Source organism: Variovorax robiniae, assembly GCF_037889955.1.
Lineage (GTDB): Bacteria > Pseudomonadota > Gammaproteobacteria > Burkholderiales > Burkholderiaceae_C > Variovorax > Variovorax robiniae.
Map to the genome: position 1 here is coordinate 231371 of NZ_JBBKZS010000004.1, position 19502 is coordinate 250872.

The 19502-nt window shown below is 67.8% G+C and carries 13 protein-coding genes; 12 read left to right on the plus strand and 1 reads right to left on the minus strand.

The window, feature by feature from the left end; genetic code table 11:
- Nucleotides 1–10 precede the first annotated feature (10 nt).
- The 7 genes from ccmC to ccmI are packed head-to-tail and all read left to right on the plus strand — an operon-like array spanning nucleotide 11 to nucleotide 5587.
- Nucleotides 11–799 carry a heme ABC transporter permease CcmC gene (ccmC, locus tag WKW79_RS12135; RefSeq protein WP_340335404.1) on the plus strand — a complete coding sequence of 263 codons (789 nt, stop codon included), beginning with the start codon at nucleotides 11–13 and terminating at the stop codon, nucleotides 797–799.
- A complete protein-coding gene (gene ccmD / locus WKW79_RS12140; RefSeq protein WP_340335405.1) occupies nucleotides 796–936 on the plus strand; it encodes a heme exporter protein CcmD in 141 nt (46 codons plus the stop codon). Before ccmC ends, ccmD begins: the two co-directional genes overlap by 4 nt.
- A complete protein-coding gene (gene ccmE / locus WKW79_RS12145) occupies nucleotides 933–1394 on the plus strand; it encodes a cytochrome c maturation protein CcmE (protein ID WP_340335406.1) in 462 nt (153 codons plus the stop codon). Before ccmD ends, ccmE begins: the two co-directional genes overlap by 4 nt.
- Complete coding sequence (locus WKW79_RS12150) at nucleotides 1391–3409, plus strand: heme lyase CcmF/NrfE family subunit (RefSeq protein ID WP_340335407.1); 2019 nt, start codon at nucleotides 1391–1393, stop codon at nucleotides 3407–3409. The genes ccmE and WKW79_RS12150 overlap by 4 nt, the downstream gene beginning before the upstream one ends.
- Nucleotides 3406–3927, plus strand: a complete 522-nt coding sequence (locus WKW79_RS12155) for a DsbE family thiol:disulfide interchange protein (protein ID WP_340335644.1) — start codon at nucleotides 3406–3408, stop codon at nucleotides 3925–3927. Before WKW79_RS12150 ends, WKW79_RS12155 begins: the two co-directional genes overlap by 4 nt.
- The gene (locus WKW79_RS12160; RefSeq protein ID WP_340335408.1) at nucleotides 3924–4364 is read left to right on the plus strand and encodes a cytochrome c-type biogenesis protein; all 441 of its coding nucleotides are present in this window, start codon (nucleotides 3924–3926) and stop codon (nucleotides 4362–4364) included. Before WKW79_RS12155 ends, WKW79_RS12160 begins: the two co-directional genes overlap by 4 nt.
- Nucleotides 4361–5587, plus strand: a complete 1227-nt coding sequence (gene ccmI / locus WKW79_RS12165) for a c-type cytochrome biogenesis protein CcmI (RefSeq protein ID WP_340335409.1) — start codon at nucleotides 4361–4363, stop codon at nucleotides 5585–5587. Before WKW79_RS12160 ends, ccmI begins: the two co-directional genes overlap by 4 nt.
- A 111-nt stretch (nucleotides 5588–5698) precedes the next feature.
- Here ccmI and WKW79_RS12170 read toward each other — a convergent pair whose 3' ends face one another.
- Nucleotides 5699–6544, minus strand: coding sequence for a MurR/RpiR family transcriptional regulator (locus WKW79_RS12170; protein ID WP_340335410.1), 846 nt, complete (start codon nucleotides 6542–6544; stop codon nucleotides 5699–5701).
- 132 nt (nucleotides 6545–6676) lie between these two features.
- Between WKW79_RS12170 and WKW79_RS12175 the strand changes: the two genes are divergently transcribed.
- The 5 genes from WKW79_RS12175 to WKW79_RS12195 all read left to right on the plus strand — a co-directional run bounded on the left by WKW79_RS12175 (nucleotide 6677) and on the right by WKW79_RS12195 (nucleotide 19491).
- Nucleotides 6677–8020 (plus strand): aspartate aminotransferase family protein, encoded by a 1344-nt coding sequence (locus WKW79_RS12175; protein ID WP_340335411.1) that lies wholly within the window; start codon nucleotides 6677–6679, stop codon nucleotides 8018–8020.
- A 41-nt stretch (nucleotides 8021–8061) separates the two neighbouring features.
- On the plus strand, nucleotides 8062–8973 hold the full coding sequence (locus WKW79_RS12180) for a transporter substrate-binding domain-containing protein (RefSeq protein ID WP_340335412.1): 912 nt from the start codon (nucleotides 8062–8064) through the stop codon (nucleotides 8971–8973).
- A 9-nt stretch (nucleotides 8974–8982) separates the two neighbouring features.
- Nucleotides 8983–9630, plus strand: a complete 648-nt coding sequence (locus tag WKW79_RS12185; RefSeq protein ID WP_340335413.1) for an aspartate/glutamate racemase family protein — start codon at nucleotides 8983–8985, stop codon at nucleotides 9628–9630.
- A gap of 52 nt (nucleotides 9631–9682) precedes the next feature.
- Nucleotides 9683–10507 (plus strand): undecaprenyl-diphosphate phosphatase, encoded by an 825-nt coding sequence (locus tag WKW79_RS12190; RefSeq protein ID WP_340335414.1) that lies wholly within the window; start codon nucleotides 9683–9685, stop codon nucleotides 10505–10507.
- A 590-nt stretch (nucleotides 10508–11097) separates the two neighbouring features.
- A complete protein-coding gene (locus WKW79_RS12195; protein ID WP_340335415.1) occupies nucleotides 11098–19491 on the plus strand; it encodes an isopeptide-forming domain-containing fimbrial protein in 8394 nt (2797 codons plus the stop codon).
- Nucleotides 19492–19502 lie beyond the last annotated feature (11 nt).

Below are 19502 nucleotides of genomic sequence, written 5' to 3' on the forward strand. Positions count from 1 at the left end.
GCGAGGCAGCATGGATTCGCTTCGACGCATCGATTCGCCTGGCCTCGCAGCGCATGGCGACGGGGCGCGCGGCGCCACGTGGCGGCGCTTCGCATCGCCCCCGGTGTTCCATGCCTGGGCCGGGCGGGCGGTGCCGTGGTTCGCGGTGCTGGCCGGCTTGCTGGCGGTGGCCGGGCTGTGGGTGGGATTTGTTGTCGCGCCCACCGATCACCAGCAGGGCGAGGTCTACCGCATCATCTTCATTCATGTGCCCGCGGCATGGATGTCGATGTTCATCTACCTCGTGGCGGCGCTGCATGCTGCCCTGGGCCTGGTCTTCAACACGCGCATTTCCCCGCTGATGGCGCGGGCGCTGGCGCCCACCGGCGCCTTGTTCACCGTGATCGCGCTGTGGACCGGCGCGGCGTGGGGCAAGCCGACCTGGGGCGCCTGGTGGGTGTGGGACGCGCGGCTCACGTCGGAATTGATCCTGCTGTTCCTCTACCTGGGCTACCTGGCGCTGGTCTCCGCCATCGACGACCCGCGCCGCGCCGACCGGGGCGGCGCGATCCTGCTGCTGGCGGGGGTGGTGAACGTGCCGGTCATCTATTTCTCGGTGCAGTGGTGGAACACGCTGCACCAGGGCGCGTCGGTGAGCCTCACGTCCGCGCCCGCGATGGCGCACACGATGCTGGCGGGGATGCTCTTGATGGTGGGCGCCTGCTGGGCCTATTCGATCGCGGTGGCACTGGCGCGGGTGCGTTGCCTGATCGTCGAGCGCGAGCGTCTGGCGGGGCGGTGGGGGAGCGATAGGGCATGAGTTCCGCGGGTCACACCTTCTACATCGTTGCGGCCTACGGCGTGACGGTGGTGCTGCTTGCCGCAGAGGTCTGGTCGCTCGTGCGCCGAAGCCGGGCCCTGGCCCGCGAGGACTACGACGCGAGGCGCGCGAAATGAAGCCCCGGCACCGCCGCATGGCCTTCATCGGTATCGGCCTGCTGGTGTTCGGCCTGGCCACGCTGCTGGTGCTCAATGCACTGCGCTCCAACCTCGTCTTCTTCTTCAGTCCGAGCCAGGTGGTGGCGAACGAGGCGCCGCGCAATGGGGCGTTCCGCATCGGCGGGCTGGTCGAACAGGGCTCGGTGTCACGTGGCAGCGATGGCCTGACGGTGCGCTTCGTCGTCACCGATCTCGCGCAGCGCGTGCCCGTGAGCTACAAGGGCCTGTTGCCCGATCTGTTCCGCGAAGGCAAGGGCGTGGTGGCCGCGGGGCACCTGCGTCAGGATGGTTCCTTCGAGGCAACGCAAGTTCTGGCCAAGCATGACGAGAACTACATGCCGCCCGAGGCCGCCGCCGCACTGGAGAAGGCGCGCCAGTCCCACACTTCGCCGACGCTGGAAGGGCCGCCGCAATGATCCCCGAGGTCGGTGTCTTCAGCCTGGTGCTGGCCTTGCTCATGGCGCTGCTGCAAGGCAGCGTGCCGCTGGCGGGCGCGCACTGGGGCGTGGCGGGCTGGATGCGCGTTGCGCGCAGCGCAGCGCTGGGGCAGTTCGTCTTCGCCGGTATCGCGTTCGCATGCCTGGCGTGGTGCTTCCTGGACAACGACTTCTCGGTGCTCTACGTGGCCTCCAACTCGCATGCCGACTTGCCGGCGGCGTATCGCTTTGCGGCGGTGTGGGGCGGGCATGAGGGCTCGATGCTGCTGTGGCTTTGCATGCTCACCGCGTGGGGCCTGGCGGTGTCCTTGTTCAGCCGCCAGCTGCCTGAGCCGTATGTTGCGCGTGTGCTCGCGGTGATGGCCTGGCTCAGCGTGGGCTTCCTGCTGTTCCTGCTGTTCCTGTCGAACCCGTTCACCCGCCTCCTGCCGCCGGCATTGGCCGGGCGCGACCTCAATCCCTTGCTGCAGGACCCCGGCATGGTGGTGCATCCGCCGATCCTCTACATGGGCTACGTGGGCTTCTCGGTGGCCTTCGCCTTCGCCATCGCGGCGCTGCTGTCGGGGGAGCTCAACGCGGCCTGGGCGCGCTGGTCGCGGCCCTGGACGGTGGCGGCCTGGATGTTCCTGACGCTGGGCATCATGCTCGGCAGCGCATGGGCCTACTACGTGCTCGGTTGGGGCGGCTGGTGGTTCTGGGACCCGGTGGAGAACGCGTCCTTCATGCCCTGGCTGGTGGGCACGGCCTTGATCCATTCGCTCGCGGTGACGGAGAAGCGCGGCGCCTTCCGCAGCTGGACCGTGCTGCTGGCGATCTGCACCTTCTCGCTGAGCCTGCTGGGCACCTTCCTGGTCCGCTCGGGCGTGCTGACGTCGGTGCATGCCTTCGCGGTCGATCCGGGGCGCGGCCTGTACATCCTGGCCTTCATGGTGGCGGTGGTGGGCGGCTCGCTGCTGCTTTTCGGATGGCGCGCACCGCGCATCGGGCTGGGTGGGCGCTTCGATGGGGTGTCGCGCGAATCGCTGCTGCTGGCCAACAACGTGGTGCTGACGGTGGCGGCCATGTCGGTGCTCATCGGCACCCTGTATCCGCTGGCGCTGGACGTGCTGGCGGGGCAGAAGATTTCCGTGGGGCCGCCGTACTTCGAATCGGTGTTCGTGCCGATCATGGTGCCCGCGATCTTCCTGATGGGCGTGGGACCGGTGGCGCGGTGGAAGCGTGCCGCGCTGCCTGAGCTGGCGTTGCGGCTGCGCTGGGCGCTGGCGGCCAGTGGCGTGGCGGCGCTGTTGTTGCCGCTGACGCTGCCGGCCGGGCAACGTGCGTGGTCCGCCTTGTCGACCTTCGCCTTGCTGCTGGCCGCATGGGCCGTGGCCAGTGCCATCGCGCATGCGGTGCAGCGCTTCTCCGGCGCGCAAGGCGGCTGGCTCGAACGCGCCAGGCGCCAGCCGCGCGGCTGGTACGGCATGCTGGTCGCGCATGCGGGCATCGGCGTGTTCATCTTCGGCGCCACGATGGCCAACGGCTTCGAGGGCAAGCAGGAGCTGAAGCTTCGCATCGGCGAGCAGGCGTCCGTCGCCGGATACGCGTTCCGCTTCGAGGGTATCGCACCGTTCAGCGGTCCGAACTTCGATGCACAGCGCGCGTCGGTGTTGGTCACGCGCAATGGCGAATCGGTGGCCACGCTGCATCCCGAGAAGCGCATCTACCGCGCCCAGCAGATGCCCCTGACCCAGGCCGCGATCGACGTGGGTCTTACGCGCGATCTTTTCGTCGCGCTGGGCGATCCGGCTGGCGATGCGGCATGGACGATGCGCCTGCACGTCAAGCCCTTCATGGCCTGGATCTGGGGCGGTTGCCTCCTGATGGGGCTGGGTGGATTGCTGGCGGCCAGCGATCGGCGCTATCGCCTTGGCATGGCGTCGCGTGCGTTGGTGGCAGACGGCCGCGCGCCCTTGCCGGCAGCGGCGGCCTTGCAGCCGCGGGAGCAGGCCTGATGCGCTTCAAGCTGCCTTTCTTCATCTTCCTCGTGCTGGCCATCGTGCTCGCGATGGGCCTGAGCCGCGACCCCAAGGTGCTGCCCTCGGCCCTGATCGACAAGCCTGCACCTGCCATCGACCTGCCCTTGCTCGATGACCCGCAGAAGGTGCTGAAGGTCGACAGCCTGCGTGGCCAGGTCTGGCTGCTGAATGTCTGGGCCTCCTGGTGTGCGCCGTGCCGCGACGAGCTTCCGGTGCTGACCGCGCTGGCGGGCAAGGACGGCGTGGTGCTCTACGGCCTCAACTACAAGGACAGGAGCGATGTCGCGCGCAGCTGGCTGCAACGCTTCGGCAATCCCTACGTGGGCTCGGCGGTCGACAGCGACGGCCGCGTCGGCATCGACTATGGCGTCTATGGCGTGCCCGAGACCTTCGTGATCGATCGCGCCGGACGCATCCGCTTCAAGCATGCGGGCCCGATCACGCCCGAGATCTGGCGTACCACGATGCTGCCTGTGGTGAGGAGCCTGCAATGAAGGCCCGCACCATGACCCTGGCGCTGACGATATGCGCGGCGATGCATGTCGCGGCCAGCGCAGCCACCATCGAAGAAAGAGAAGCGAATCTTTCGGCCAGCCTGCGCTGCATGGTGTGCCAGAACCAGACGCTGGCGGAGTCCAATGCACCGCTCGCAGCCGACATGCGCCAGCAGATCCGCGAGCAACTCGCGCAGGGCCGCAGCGAGCAGCAGGTCCGCGACTTCTTCGAGCAACGCTACGGCGCTTTCGTGCGCTACGACCCGCCCTTCATGCCTTCGACCTGGCTGCTGTGGCTGGGGCCCTTCGTGCTGCTGGCCGCGGGCTTCGCCGCGATGTGGCGCATCCTGTCGCGGCGCAACCGCGTCGAGCCTGCGCCGCTGACCGCCGCCGAACAGGCCCGCGCCGCAGCGCTCCTGGGGAGTGATGCGCCATGACGGGCCTGTGGCTCGCCGCGCTGGCCTTGCTGCTGCTGGCGCTGCTGTTCGTGCTGCCGCCTTTGCTCAAGTCGTCGCCGTCGCCCGCCGTCGCGCCCTCGGATCTCGCCCGCCGCCTGTTCGCCGATCAACTGGCCCAGCTCGACAGGGACCTGCAATCCAGCACCCTGGATGCGCAGGACCGCGCGCAAGCCATCGAGGACCTGAAGCGCCAGGCGCTCGCGGAAGCCGCGCAGACCGCGCCGCAACGCAGGCTCACTGACCGGCCGTGGATGAGCCGGGGCATCGCCGCCGTCGTGAGCGTCGGCCTGCCGACCGCCGGCTTGCTGCTCTATCTCCAGGTCGGCAACCCGGGCGCCGTCGCGACGCAGATGCTGGCCGCGGAGCGGGCCGGTACCCATGAAAGCGGCGGCCAGGACATGGAGCGCATGGTCAGCCGCCTCGCCCAGCGCCTGCGCGCGCAGCCGGACGATGTGGAAGGCTGGATCGTGCTGGCCCGTTCCTACGAGGTCCTCCAGCGCTACGACGATGCCGTGCTCGCCTGGCAGAAGGCGATGGCACTCGCGCCAAACCAGCCGCAGTTGCTCGCCGACTATGCGGATGCGCTCGGCTCGGCACGCGACGGCGACTTGGGCGGCCCGGTGCAGGCCGCCATCGATGCGGCGCTGGGCCTCGATGCCAACCATCCAAAGGCGCTGGCGCTGGCCGGCATGGCGGCCTTCAAGCAGGGCGACCTTGCGACCGCAAGGCAGCGCTGGGAAAAATTGCTGGCGCTGTTGCCGCCGGATTCGGAGGCTGCCGCCCAGGTCAGTGCGGACCTTGCCCAACTGGATGCATCGGCGAAGACCACGACGCCGGGCACCAAGCCGGCGCAGGGTGGCAAGCATGTGGGCGGCACGGTCGCCATCGCAAGCGCGCTGCGCGACAAGGCCTCGCCGCAAGACACCGTCTTCGTGCTCGCGAAGACAGCGGCGACCGGGCGCATGCCCGTCGCGGTGTTGCGCCTGCAGGTAAAGGACTTGCCCGCGAAGTTCGTGCTCGACGACAGCCTGGCCATGTCGCCCGAACTCTCGATCTCGCGCTTCGACGCGGTGTCTGTGGAAGTGCGCGTGTCTCGCTCAGGCCAGCCGGCGACGCAACCTGGCGACCTGGTGGGTTCCATCGCGCAGGTGCCGTTGGGGCAGGAGGGCGTCGCGCTGCTGGCGGACCGAGTGGTCCCGTGAACGTCATGAATGTGGACATCCGGACGCAGAGGGCGCGAAGGTCTTCGCGTTTCTTCGGGGCCTTCGCGGCCGGTCAAGTCCGCACTCTTCGAATGCAACCCTGCCGCCGGCCTAAAGATACGCCCCGGTCTGGAACAACTGCGCCTCCGCAGCGTCGATGCGCTTGACCACCGTCTTGCCAGCACGGCTCGCGAGCAGTTCCACCAGCGCCTCCGTCACCGCGAAGCCCGAGGTGACGGACGGAAAGAAGGACGGACTGTGGATGGCGAACAGGATCGTCTCGTCCGCGAGCAATGACAGTGGCGATGCCGCGCTGTCGGTGATGGCGACGATCCTGCAGCCGGCGGCCTTGGCTGCCTCGGCCACCTGCAGCGCCTCGCGCGAGTAGGGCGCGAAGCTGACGACCACCAGCGCATCGCCTTTGGTCAGCGCGCGTTGCTGCATCTCGAGCGACCCGCCCTGGCCGTCGATCAGGTGCACGTCGTTGCGGAACAACCGGTACACGTAGACGAAGGAGAACGCGACCGGAAAGCACGCCCGGAAGCCGGCTGCATGCACGCTGCCGGCCTTCTCCAGGAGTGCGGCCGCCTTGTGCAGCGAAGTGGCGTTGTGGCGCTCGGTGGCATCGAGGTTGCGCCGCTGCGCCTCGAACATCTCGCTCACGAGATCCGGACTTTTCGCACGCCCGACCAGCTGGCGCGCCCGCTCGCCATAGGCATCCGATGGCCCCAGGCCCATGTCGCCCGCCACCGCCTCCTTGAGCTGCGGCCAGCCCGCGTAGCCCAGGTGCTGGGCAAAGCGCACCAGCGTCGCCGGCGTGCTCTGCGAGCGCTGGCCGATGGTGCGCATGGAGCTGGTCACCACGTCGTTCGGGTGGTCGAGCACGTACTTCGCCACCTGCTGCAGGGCGGGGCTCAGTTCGGCGAAGCGCTGGCGCAGGTCGTCCTTGACGGGCATGGGGTTCTTTCAGGAGCTGCGAGTGATGGAACAAATGTACCAACGTTGTTGCAATCGCGGAGTTGACGGAACATATGTTCCATTCAATAATGCGCCCAGAACATTGATTACACGCCCGTCGAGGTGCCTTCCATGACCCATGTCTTCCATCGCCACCTGCGCAACACCCCGCCCGTCGCCGTCGCCGCCAGCGGCATGACCCTCCGCGACGCCGCGGGTCGCGAATACCTCGATGCGTCGGGTGGCGCCGCGGTGTCCTCCCTCGGCCATGCGCACCCCGACGTGCTAGCCGCCATGCACGCGCAAATCGATCGGCTGCCTTACGCCCACACCAGTTTCTTCACCACCGAGGTGGCCGAGCAACTGGCCGACGAACTGATCCGCACCGCGCCCGAGGGCATGAGCCACGTCTACCTGGTCAGCGGCGGGTCGGAAGCGGTGGAGTCGGCACTGAAGATGGCGCGGCAGTACTTCGTCGAGATCGGCCAGCCGCAGCGCACGCACTTCATCGCGCGCCGCCAGAGCTATCACGGCAACACGCTGGGCGCGCTGGCGGTGGGTGGCAACGAATGGCGGCGCGCGCCGTTCGCGCCGATCCTGACGCCTGCCACCCATGTCGCGCCCTGCTATCCCTACCGCGAGCAGCGTGCAGATGAAACGCCGGAGGCCTACGGCCTGCGCCTCGCAGGGGAACTCGAAGCAGCCATCCTCGCGCAAGGCGCCGACCGCGTGATCGCCTTCGTCGCCGAGACCGTCGGCGGCGCCACGGCCGGCGTGCTGACACCCGTGCCCGGCTACTTCAAGGCCGTGCGCGCCGTCTGCGACAAGTACGGTGTGCTGCTGATCCTCGACGAGGTGATGTGCGGCATGGGCCGCACCGGCACGCTCTACGCCTGCGAGCAGGAGGGTGTCGTGCCGGACCTGGTGACCATCGCCAAGGGGCTCGGCGGCGGCTACCAGCCCGTGGGCGCGGTGCTGGCGCAGAAGAAGATCGTCGAGGCGATGTCGAAGGGCAGCGGCTTCTTCCAGCATGGCCATACCTACCTCGGCCATCCCGTGGCTTGCGCGGCGGCGTTGGCCGTGCAACAGGTGATCCACCGTGACGGCCTGCTGGCCAAGGTGCGTGACGATGGCATCGCGTTCGGCCAGATGTTGCGCGACGAAATTGGCAACCACCCGCATGTGGGCGACATCAGAGGACGCGGCTTCTTCTGGGGCGTTGAACTCGTCGCCGATCGCGGCAGCAAGGCGCCCTTCGATCCGGCGCGCGCCGTCAATGCGCTGATCAAGAAGGACGCGATGGCGCGCGGCCTGCTGTGCTATCCCTTCGGCGGCACGGTCGATGGCCGGCAAGGCGACCACGTGCTGCTCGCGCCGCCTTTCATCGCGTCACGCCAGGACCTGCAGAAGATCGCGGCCCTGCTGGCCGAGTCGATCGATGCGGTCACGCGCGCGGCCGCCGCGCAGGCCGCCTGAGTTTCATTCCCCTCTCACTTCAACGTTCAAGGAGCTTCTCCATGGCTTTGCCCTGCCTGTCGATAGTTGCCCGTCGCGCATCCCTCGTGGCCATGCTGGCCGTCCTGCCGCTTGCAGCCGCCCACGCACAGGACGGCGGCACGCTGGCCAAGGTCAAGGCCAGCGGCAGCATCACGCTGGGCTACCGCGAGGCGTCCTTCGGCTTCTCGTACCTCGATGGCAACACCAAGCCGGTGGGCTACAGCATCGAGATCTGCAAGCGCATCGTCGATGCCGTCAAGACCGAGTTGAAGATGCCCGCTGTCGAGATCCGCTACCAGGCCGTGACTTCGGCCAACCGCATCCCGCTGGTGACCAACGGCACCGTCGACATCGAATGCGGCTCCACCACCAACCTCGTCGAGCGGCAGAAGCAGGTCGCGTTCTCCCCGGACATCTTCCGCTACAACGTGCGCATGCTGGTCAAGGCCGATTCGGGGATCAAGAGCATCGCCGATCTGCAGGGCAAGACGGTCGTCACGACCACGGGCACGACTTCCTTCAGGTTGCTGCGAGACGCCGACAAAGGCAAGAACCTCGAAGTCAACACGCTCGCCGGCAAGGACCACACCGACTCCTTCCTGCTCGTCGAAAGCGGCCGTGCGCAGGCCTTCGTGCTCGATGACATCCTGCTCGCGGGCCAGATGGCCAATGCGCGCAATCCCAAGGATTTCGTCATCACCGGCGAGAGCCTGCGTACCGAGAATCAGTCGCTGATGTTCCGCAAGGACGATCCGGCCTTCAAGGCGCTGGTCGATCGCGTGGTCGGTGGCATGATGAAATCCGGCGAGATGGAAAAGCTCTACAACCAGTGGTTCATGTCGCCGATTCCGCCCAAGGGCATCAACATCAACTACCCGCTCAATGCCGAGACGAAGGACGCCTTTGCCAACCCGTCGTCGAAGGGAATTTGAGTTCACTGCATGACCCGCATCGCCCTGATCCACGCGCTGGCCCATTCGATCGAACCCATCAACCAGGCATTCGCGCGCGACTGGCCCGAGGCGGTGCGCATGAACCTGCTCGACGACAGCCTTTCGGCCGACCTCGCGCGCAGCGGCGGCGAACTGGACAGCGCCATGCACGAGCGCTTCGCGCACCTGGGGCAGTACGCGGTCGACACCGGCGTGCAGGGCATCCTGTTCACCTGCTCGGCCTTCGGGCCGTGCATCGAGCGCGTGGCGCGCACGCATTTCGCCATCCCTGTGCTCAAGCCGAACGAGGCCATGATCGAGGAGGCTGTGCAAGGGCAGGGGAGGCTGGGGCTGATTGCGACCTTCGGGCCGACGCTCCAATCGATGCCGCCCGAGTTTCCTGAAAGCGTGGAGTTGGAACTGGCCTTGGTCGACGGCGCAATGGATGCCTTGAACGCCGGCGACACCGATCGCCATGACGCCTTGATCGCGGCCAAGGCCAAGGCCCTGGCGGATCGCGGCTGCACTCGCATTGCGCTGGCCCAGTTCAGCATGGCCCGCGCACGTGCGGCCTGCGAAGAGGCGTCCGGCCTGTCGGTCCTGACCACCGTCGACAGCGCGGTTCGCGGATTGCGCCACAAGCTGAATGCCGGCTGACCGGTCGCGGTACCCTGCATCGCGATAATCGGCGCTCTTTCAAGGAGTGCGCGTGGATATTGTTTTGCTGGCCAAGGCCGCCATCATGGGCATCGTCGAGGGCCTGACGGAGTTCCTGCCGATTTCTTCGACCGGCCACCTGATCCTGGCGGGCTCGCTGCTCGGCTTCGACGACGACAAGGCCAAGGTCTTCGACATCGCGATCCAGACCGGCGCGATCTTCGCGGTGATCCTGGTCTACTGGCAGAAGATCCATTCGACTGTCGTCGCGTTGCCAAGGCAGGCCAAGGCACGGCGGCTGGCGCTCAACATCTTCATCGGCTTCCTGCCGGCCGTGGTGCTGGGCCTGCTGTTCGGCAAGTACATCAAGGCGCACCTGTTCATTCCGGCGGTGGTCGCCAGCACCTTCATCATCGGCGGCTTCATCATCCTGTGGGTCGAGAAGCGCCCGCCGGGCACGGTGCGCATCGAGAACGTCGACGACATGACGCCGATGGACGCCCTCAAGGTCGGCCTGGTGCAATGTTTCGCGATGATCCCCGGCACCAGCCGCAGCGGCGCGACCATCATCGGCGGCATGCTGCTGGGGCTGAGCCGGCAGGCGGCAACGGACTTCTCCTTCTTCCTGGCGATCCCGACGCTGATCGGCGCGGGCGTCTACAGCCTCTACAAGGAGCGGGCGCTGCTGTCGATGGCCGACCTGCCGCTGTTCGGCGTGGGGCTGGCGTTCTCCTTCATCAGCGCATGGCTCTGCGTGCGCTGGTTGCTGCGCTACATCAGCACGCACGACTTCGTGCCCTTCGCCTGGTACCGGATCGCCTTCGGCATCGTGGTGCTGGCGACGGCCTGGAGCGGCCTGGTGGTCTGGGCTGATTGAAATGGGCCAGGCGTGCGGAATTGCACGCCGCGTCAATCGGCGCGCAATGGTTTTGCTATTCACGAGCCTGAATTCATCGGATTAGTCTGAAATAGTTTACTGGCGGACGCCTTCCGGGCGCTGTCCGCTTGCCTGAACAAGGCCCTGTCAATCGGCGTGTGACGCCAATGACAGGGCCTTTTGCTTTGTGGCGTGCGAATTTTCCGCATCGCATCGAGCCCGATTTCCGCGGCGCTCCCGGAAATTTCCCACTTCTTGGAAATTTCCCAATCCTTCTCTCGGCCTGTGCACTGATTGCCGCGCGCCTGGCGCGTGCGCGGGCGGGTGCGCATTTTTCCCCATCTCACGCAAGTCCGCGCTGCGAATGGAAATTTCCTGCGGCCTGTGCAGCCCGTTCCTGCAAGTCTTTTTGTTCGGTATTTGTAAATTAAAGGAGTCAGAAAAACTGATTCGACAGGTGTTGATTGGGATTTGGAAACGTCTCAATTCGATGGAGTGAGGGTGATCGAGGCACTGTGACTTATTGCTCGTTGGCATTGGGGCTCGAGCAAGCCGAAATCACCACGGGATAACTGGAAGATTTTAATTAAATGAAGCACAAGTCAATCGCGGCCGAAAAGGCGGAGCCAGGAACAAGGGGCGCTTTGCAGCGCACTTGGGCATCCCCGCGCGCGGGGGTTGCCGGCACGGCTGCCGCGGCGTCCCCATCGTTTCCAAAGTCCCAGGCGCATTCCCATGGGCTGCTTCGCACGCTTTTCCTGCTGATCCTGCTGGCGTGCCTCGGCCTGGCGGGCCGCCCCGCGCTGGCACAGGCCAGCGTCTCCAACACTGCCACCATCGCCCCCCCGCCGGGCGTCCAGGACCCGGTCGGCGGCTGCGACAAGGCCAACCCACCCAACTGCACCGGCAACAACACGTCGACCTCCAACGTCGGCGTTTCGGCCGTGGTGGTGGCCAAGACGGTGGTGCCCGCGAGCGGTTCCCCGGTGGTCGTCGGCCAGACCGTCACCTACACCCTGAAAGCCACGGTGACCGGCGCTGCGCTGGGCAAGCCGACCGTGCTGACCGACACGCTCGGCGCCGGCCTGACCTTCGGCACCGTCACCTCGCCCGGCGCCTTCACGGCCGGCGGCACGGGCAACACGCGCACTTTCACCCTGCCCGCCGGTACGGTGGCTGGCACCTATGCCGTGACCTACACCGCCACGGTCGATGCCACCGCAACGGGCTCGGTCAGGAACAGCGTCGTCGGCGGCAGCAACTGCACGGCCGCTGCGCCTTGCACCACCAACAACCCGCTTGGCGCCGTGACGCTCACCAAGGCCTTGGCCACCGAGAGCGGCACGCAGGCAGGCATCGCCGAAGCCGGCGAAACGCTGGGCTACACGATCACGATTGCCAACCCGACCGCGGTGGCTGTCAGCAACTACGCGCTGACCGACACGTTGAGCGCTGGCCTCAGCTTCGTGAGCGCCGACAACGGCGGTACCAACGCGGGCCAGACCACGAACTGGACCGGCCTGACCATCCCCGCAGGCGGCAGCCTGGTCGTGAAGGTCTCGGCCAAGGTCAACACGCCTGTCACGACGGCCAACGTCACCAACATCGCCAAGCCCACGGGCTCGCCTGACCCGGCTTGCCCGAGCAGCGGCTGCGTCGTCACGCCGACCTCCAGCGTCATCACGGCTGCCAAGACAGCCAACCCGGCCACCGGCTCGACCGTCGTGCCCGGCCAGACCATCAGCTACACGCTGACCACGACCATCACCGGCTCGGCCACGGCCACGTCGACGGTGCTGACCGATGCACTGGGCACGGGTCTCACGTTCGGCTCGGTGACCAACGCTGGCGCCTACACGGCGGGCGGCTCTGGCAACGCGCGCACCTTCACCTTGCCCGCCGGCACGGTGGCTGGCACCTATGCCGTGACCTACACGGCCACGGTCGATGCCACTGCCACCGGCACGGTCAAGAACGGCGTCACGGGCACTTCGAATTGCACGATCGACGCACCTTGCTCGACCAACCACACGATCGGCGCCGTCACGCTGACCAAGGCCCTGGCCACGGAAAGCGGCACGCAGGCCGGCATCGCCGAAGCCGGCGAGACGCTCGGCTACACGATCACGATCGCCAACCCCAGCGCCGTCGCCGTCACCAACTACGCGCTGACCGACACGCTGAGCGCAGGCCTCACCTTCGTGAGCGCCGACAACGGCGGCACCAACGCGGGCCAGACCACGACCTGGACCGGCCTGACCATCCCCGCAGGCGGCAGCCTGGTGGTGAAGGTCTCGGCCAAGGTCAACACGCCGGTCACGACCGCCAACGTCACGAACATCGCGAAGCCGACCGGCTCGCCTGACCCGGCTTGCCCGAGCAGCGCTTGCGTCGTCACGCCGACCGCCAGCGTCGTCACCCTCGTCAAGACGCTCGCCGCCGAAAGCGGCACGCAAGCCGGCATCGCCGAAGCCGGCGAAACGCTGACCTATGCCATCACGCTGAAGAACACCGGCGGCACGGCTGCGACCAACTACGCGCTGACCGACACGCTGAGCAGCGGCCTGAGCTTCGTCAGCGCCGACAACGGCGGCACCAACGCAGGCCCGGCCACCACCTGGACCGGCCTGACCATCCCCGCAGGCGGCACGCTGGTCGTGACCGTCAAGGCCACGGTCAACACGCCCGTCGCCACGGCCACGGTCAGCAACATCGCCAAGCCCACCGGCCAGCCGGATCCGGCCTGCCCGAGCGACGGCTGCGTCGTCACGCCGACCGCAAGCGTCGTCACGCTGAACAAGACCCTGGTGGCCGAGAGCGGCACGCAAGCGGGCATCGCCGAAGCCGGCGAAACGCTGACCTATGCCATCACGCTGAAGAACACCGGCGGCACGCCCGCCACCAACTACGCGCTGACCGACACCCTGAGCGCCGGCCTGACCTTTGTGAGCGCCGACAACGGTGGCACCAACGCGGGCCAGAGCACGACCTGGACCGGCCTGACCATTCCCGCCGGCGGCACGCTGGTCGTGACCGTCAAGGCCACGGTCAACACGCCGATCACGTCCGCGAGCGTCAACAACCTCGCCAAGCCGACGGGCTCGCCCGATCCGGGCTGCCCGAGCGCAGGCTGCGTCGTCACGCCGACCGCGAGCGTCATCACCGTCGCCAAGACTTCCAACCCGGCCAGCGGCTCGACCGTCGTGCCAGGCCAGACCCTCAGCTACACGCTGACGGCCACCATCACCGGTTCGGCCACCGCCGAGCCGACCGTGCTGACCGACACGCTGGGCACCGGCCTGACTTTCGGCTCGGTGACCACCGCTGGCGCCTACACGGCCGGCGGCGCAGGTAGCACGCGCACCTTCAGCCTGCCCGCGGGCACGGTGGCCGGCGTCTATGCCGTGACCTACACCGTCACGGTCGATGCCACCGCCACTGGCGCGGTCAAGAACAGCGTCGTCGGCGGCAGCAATTGCACGGCCGCTGCGCCTTGCACGACCAACAACCCGTTGGGCGCTGTCACGGTGACCAAGGCGCTCGCCACCGAAAGCGGCACGCAGGCCGGCATCGCCGAAGCCGGCGAGACGCTGGGCTACGCGATCACGATCACCAACCCGAGCGCCATCGCCGTCAGCAACTTCGCGTTGACCGACACGCTGAGCGCCGGCCTCACCTTCGTCAGCGCCAGCAACGGTGGCGTGAACGCAGGCCAGACCACGAACTGGACCGGCCTGACCATCCCCGCCAACGGCACGCTGGTCGTGAACCTCAAGGCCACGGTCAACACGCCGGTCGCTTCGGCCAACGTGAGCAACCTGGCCAAGCCCACTGGCCAACCTGACCCGGCTTGTCCGAGCGCGGCCTGCGTCGTCACGCCGACCGCCAGCGTCGTGACGCTGGTGAAGACACTCGCGGCCGAAAGCGGTACGCAACCCGGCATCGCTGAAGCGGGCGAGACCCTGACCTGTGCCATCACGCTGAAGAACAGCGGCGGCACGGCCGCGACCAACTACGCACTGACCGACACGCTGAGCGCCGGCCTGACCTTCGTCAGCGCCAGCAACGGCGGCGTGAACGCAGGCCCGACCACGAGCTGGACCGGCCTCACCGTTCCCGCAGGCGGCACGCTGGTCGTGATTGTCAAGGCCACGGTCAACACGCCGATCGCCTCGGCCAACGTCACCAACATCGCCAAGCCCACCGGCACGCCGGACCCGGCTTGCCCGAGCGACGGCTGCGTCGTGACGCCGACGGCAGGCGTGGTCTCGATCACCAAGGCCCTCACCGCCGAGAGCGGCACCCAACCCGGCATCGCCGAAGCGGGTGAAACGCTGACCTACAGCATCACGCTGAAGAACACCGGCGGCACCGCCGCGACCAACTACGCGCTGGCCGACACGCTGAGCGCCGGCCTGACCTTCGTCAGCGCCGACAACGGTGGCGTGAATGCGGGCCAGGCCACGAACTGGACCGGCCTCACGGTTCCCGCAGGCGGCACGCTGGTCGTGACCGTCAAGGCCACGGTCAACACGCCGATCACCTCGGCCAACGTCACCAACATCGCCAAGCCCACGGGCCAGCCTGACCCGGCTTGCCCGAGCGCCACCTGCGTGGTCACGCCGACCGCCAGCGTCGTCTCGATCGTCAAGGCGCTGACCGCGGAGAGCGGCACCCAACCCGGCATCGCCGAAGCAGGCGAAACGCTGACCTACAGCATCACGCTGAAGAACACCGGCGGCACCGCTGCGACCAACTACGCGCTGACCGACACGCTGAGCAGCGGCCTGACCTTCGTCAGCGCCGACAACGGCGGCAAGAACGCAGGCCAGGCCACCACCTGGACCGGCCTCACCGTTCCCGCAGGCGGCACGCTGGTCGTGACCGTCAAGGCCACGGTCAACGCACCGATCTCGACGGCCAACGTCACCAACATCGCCAAGCCCACGGGCTCGCCCGACCCGGCCTGCCCGAGCGACGGCTGCGTCGTGACGCCCACCGCCGGCGCGATCTCGATCGTCAAGGCCGTGGCTGCCGAGAGCGGCACGCAAGCGGGCATCGCCGAAGCCGGCGAGACGCTGACGTACAGCATCACGCTGAGGAACACCGGCGGCACCGCCGTCACCAACTACGCGTTGACCGACACGCTGAGCGCCGGCCTGACTTTCGCCAGCGCCAGCAACGGCGGCGCCAACGCAGGCCCGACCACCAACTGGACCGGCTTGACCATCCCCGCAGGCGGCACGCTGGTCGTGACCCTCAAGGCCACGGTCAACACGCCGATCACGACGGCCAGCGTCACCAACATCGCCAAGCCCACCGGCCAGCCGGATCCGGCCTGCCCGAGCGACGGCTGCGTCGTCACACCGACCTCCAGCGCCGTCACCCTGGTGAAGACGCTCGTGGCCGAGACCGGCACGCAACCCGGCGTGGCCGAGGCCGGTGAAACGCTGACCTACAACATCACGTTGAAGAACAGCGGCGGCACGGCCGCCACCAACTACGCGCTGACCGACACGCTGGGCACCGGCCTGAGCTTCGCGAGCGCCAGCAACGGCGGCGTGAATGCCGGCCAGTCCATCACCTGGACGGGCCTCGCCATCCCCGCCGGCGGCACGCTGGTCGTGACCGTCAAGGCCACGGTCAACACGCCGATCACGACGCCGAGCGTCGCCAACATCGCCAAGCCCACCGGCACGCCGGATCCGGCCTGCCCGAGCAATGGTTGCGTGGTCACGCCGACGACGAGCGTGGTCACCGTGGCCAAGACCGCCGTGCCCGCGAGCGGCGCGACGGTGATCCCCGGCCAGACCATCAGCTACACGCTGAAGGCGACCGTGACCGGCTCGGAAACGAAGGCTGCCACGGTTCTGACCGACAAGCTCGGCGCCGGCCTGACCTTCGTGTCGGTGACCTCGAAGTCGCCCCTCTTCACCGAGGGCGGCTCGGGCAACCAGCGCACCTTCACCTTGCCCGCGGGCACGGTGGCGGGCACCTATGAAGTGGTCTACAAGGTCACGGTCGACGTCGGCGCCACCGGCACGGTGAACAACGCCGTGACCGGTGCCAACTGCACGGTCGACAAGCCCTGCACCACCAGCCACCCGGTCGGCAAGGCCGGCGTGTCCAAGCAACTGGTCGCCGAAAGCGGCACGGTGCCTGGCGTCGCCGAAGCCGGCGAGACGCTGACCTACCGCATCACCATCAGCAACCCCAGCACGGCGCCGATCACCGGCTTCGCGCTGACGGACACGATGAGCACCGGCCTCACTTTCGTGAGCGCCGACAACGGCGGCGTCAACGCGGGCCTCAACACGACCTGGACCGGCCTGACCATCCCCGCCTCTGGCACGCTCGACGTGACCGTCAAGGCGACGGTGAACACGCCGATCGCGACCACCAGCGTCAGCAACCTCGCCAAGCAGACGGGCGAGCCCGACCCGGCCTGCCCGGGCACGGCTTGCGTCGTCACGCCGACCGCGAGCATGGTCACGCTGGCCAAGAAGCTGACGGCGGAGAGCGGCAAGCTGCCCGGCATCGCCGAGGCGGGTGAATCGCTCACCTACAGCATCACGCTGACCAACACCGGCGGCACCGCTGCGAGCAACTACAGCCTCACCGACGTGCTGAGCGCCGGCTTGAGCTACGTGTCGTCCAGCAATGGCGGCGCCAACCAGGGCCAGACCACGACGTGGACCGGCCTCAACGTGCCGGCCAACGGCGCGCTGACCGTCACGATCGTGGCGCGCGTCAACACGCCGATCACGACCGCGATGGTGACCAACATCGTCAAGCCCACCGGCGCGACCGATCCGGCCTGCCCGAGCGCGACTTGCGTGCAGACGCCCACCGGCGCCTTCGTGACACCGCTCAAGCAGCTCACCGGCGAGACCGGCAAGCAGCCGCGCGTGGCCGAGGCCGGTGAGCAGCTCACCTACACGATCACCTTCACCAACAGCGGCGGCACGGCCTTCGCCAACTACCGCTTCACCGAGAACGTGCCGGCCGGCGCCACGCTGACCAGCGTGAGCGGCGCCAGCGGCTTCGGCGGCCCGGTCGCCGGCGTGGGCAGCGTCAACCTGACGGTGCCCAACATCGCGGCCGGCAGCAATGCGGTGGTGACCGTGGTCTTCAAGATGGCCAACGAGATCCCCGCGGGCGTGACCAACCTGTTGAACCTGATCAACGGCGGCGACATCGACCCGGCTTGCGGCAACGCCTGCTCGGTCAGCATCCCCGTCGAGAACCCTGCGCAACTGAGCATCGTCAAGACCTCCGCCGTGCGCGTGGCCAAGATCGGTGACCTGGTCCGCTACACGCTGACCGTGAGCAACGTGGGCGCCTCGGCGGTCACGGATGCGCGCATCGTCGACACGCCGCCGCAAGGCTTCACCTACGTGACCGGCTCGGTCGCGGTGGCCGACGGCGACGGCGCCTTCACGGTCGGCAACAGCGTCTACCCGCTGCAGATCGGCGGCATCGACATCGCAGTCGGCAAGCAGGCCACCATCACCTACCTGCTGCGCGTGGGCGCAGGCGTCCGCCAGGGCGTGTTCACCAACCAGGCGGTGGCGCAGAACCTGTTCGGCCGCAACATCTCGAACGTCGCCACCGCGGACGTGGACGTCACCGGCGACCCGCTGGTCGATGACTCGCTGATCCTCGGCACCGTGTTCGACGACCGCGACGGTGACGGCTGGCAAGACCCGGCATCGTTGAGCAACGTGCGTGTGCAAGGCGGCTTCGCACCGGGCGCGTACATCGCCAACTCGACCACGGTCGACCGCGGCCAGGGCCCCAGGCCCGAGCCCGATGCGAGCTCGCCGATGCTGCATGGCATCGCGCTGGGCACCATCACCGGTCGCCAGACCGAAGCCGACCTGCCCGACAACCACAAGGTCGTCATCCGCCAGCGCCTCAACGCGCCGAGCTTCACCGATGACTTCGTGCTGACCAACAGCGAAGGCGTCACCGTGCGCATGGATGCGTCGGGCAAGACGACAGTCGAGAAGAGCGGCGATGCGGCCAAGGGCCTCAACGGCGCCGAGCCGACGGTCGAGCGCGTGGTCACGAAGGTGGAGGGCGGCTACGTCGTCGACTACATCGTGCGCAACGCCGGCATCGACGAGCGCGGCATCCCCGGCGTGCGCATCGCGTCGGTCGAGGGCCTGATCATGGAGACCGACCAGTTCGGCCGCTACAACCTCGTCGGCATCAACGGCGGTGACACCAACCGCGGTCGCAACTTCATCCTGAAGGTGGACCCGTCCACGCTGCCGGAAGGCGCGACCTTCACCACGGCCAACCCGCTGGTGCGCCGCATCACCCCGGGCCTGCCGGTGCGCTTCGACTTCGGTGTGAAGCTGCCCACGCAGAAGCTCAATGCGCCGGCGACGGTGAGCGACATCGAACTGGGCGAAGTCCTGTTCGCGCCCAACAGCACCGCCGTGCGCAAGGAGAACCTGCCGGTCATCGAGAAGCTGGCCGCCAAGGTCAACGAGTACGGCGGTGGGGAGCTGGTGATCAGTGCCAACGGTGAAGCGCAGGGCCTAGCGCTGGGCCGTGCGCAAGCCGTGGAAGCCGCGCTCAAGCCGATGCTGAACCCGGCGGCGGCCAAGGCCACGCGCATCACAGCACGCACTGTGCTCACGCAACCTGCCACCACGGTGGTGGGTGTGAGCCAGGACGTGATCCTGCTCGGCACCGTCCTGTTCGACACCGACAAGGCCGACATCACCCCGAGCTTCAAGGCCGTCATCGCGCAAGTCGCGAAGAGCCTGGAAGCGCGCAAGGGCGGCGTGATCGGAATCGTCGGCCATGCCGACATCCGGGCCTCCGATGCCCACAACGTGGCCCTCGGCCTCCGTCGTGCGAAGGCCGTCTACGACGCCCTCGTGCAAGACCTCTCACCCGAAATGCGGACCCAGGTGCGCGTCGAAACCGTCCCCGAGTCGCAGCCCGTGTTGCGTGGCGCGACCAAGTAAGGGGAGCCATC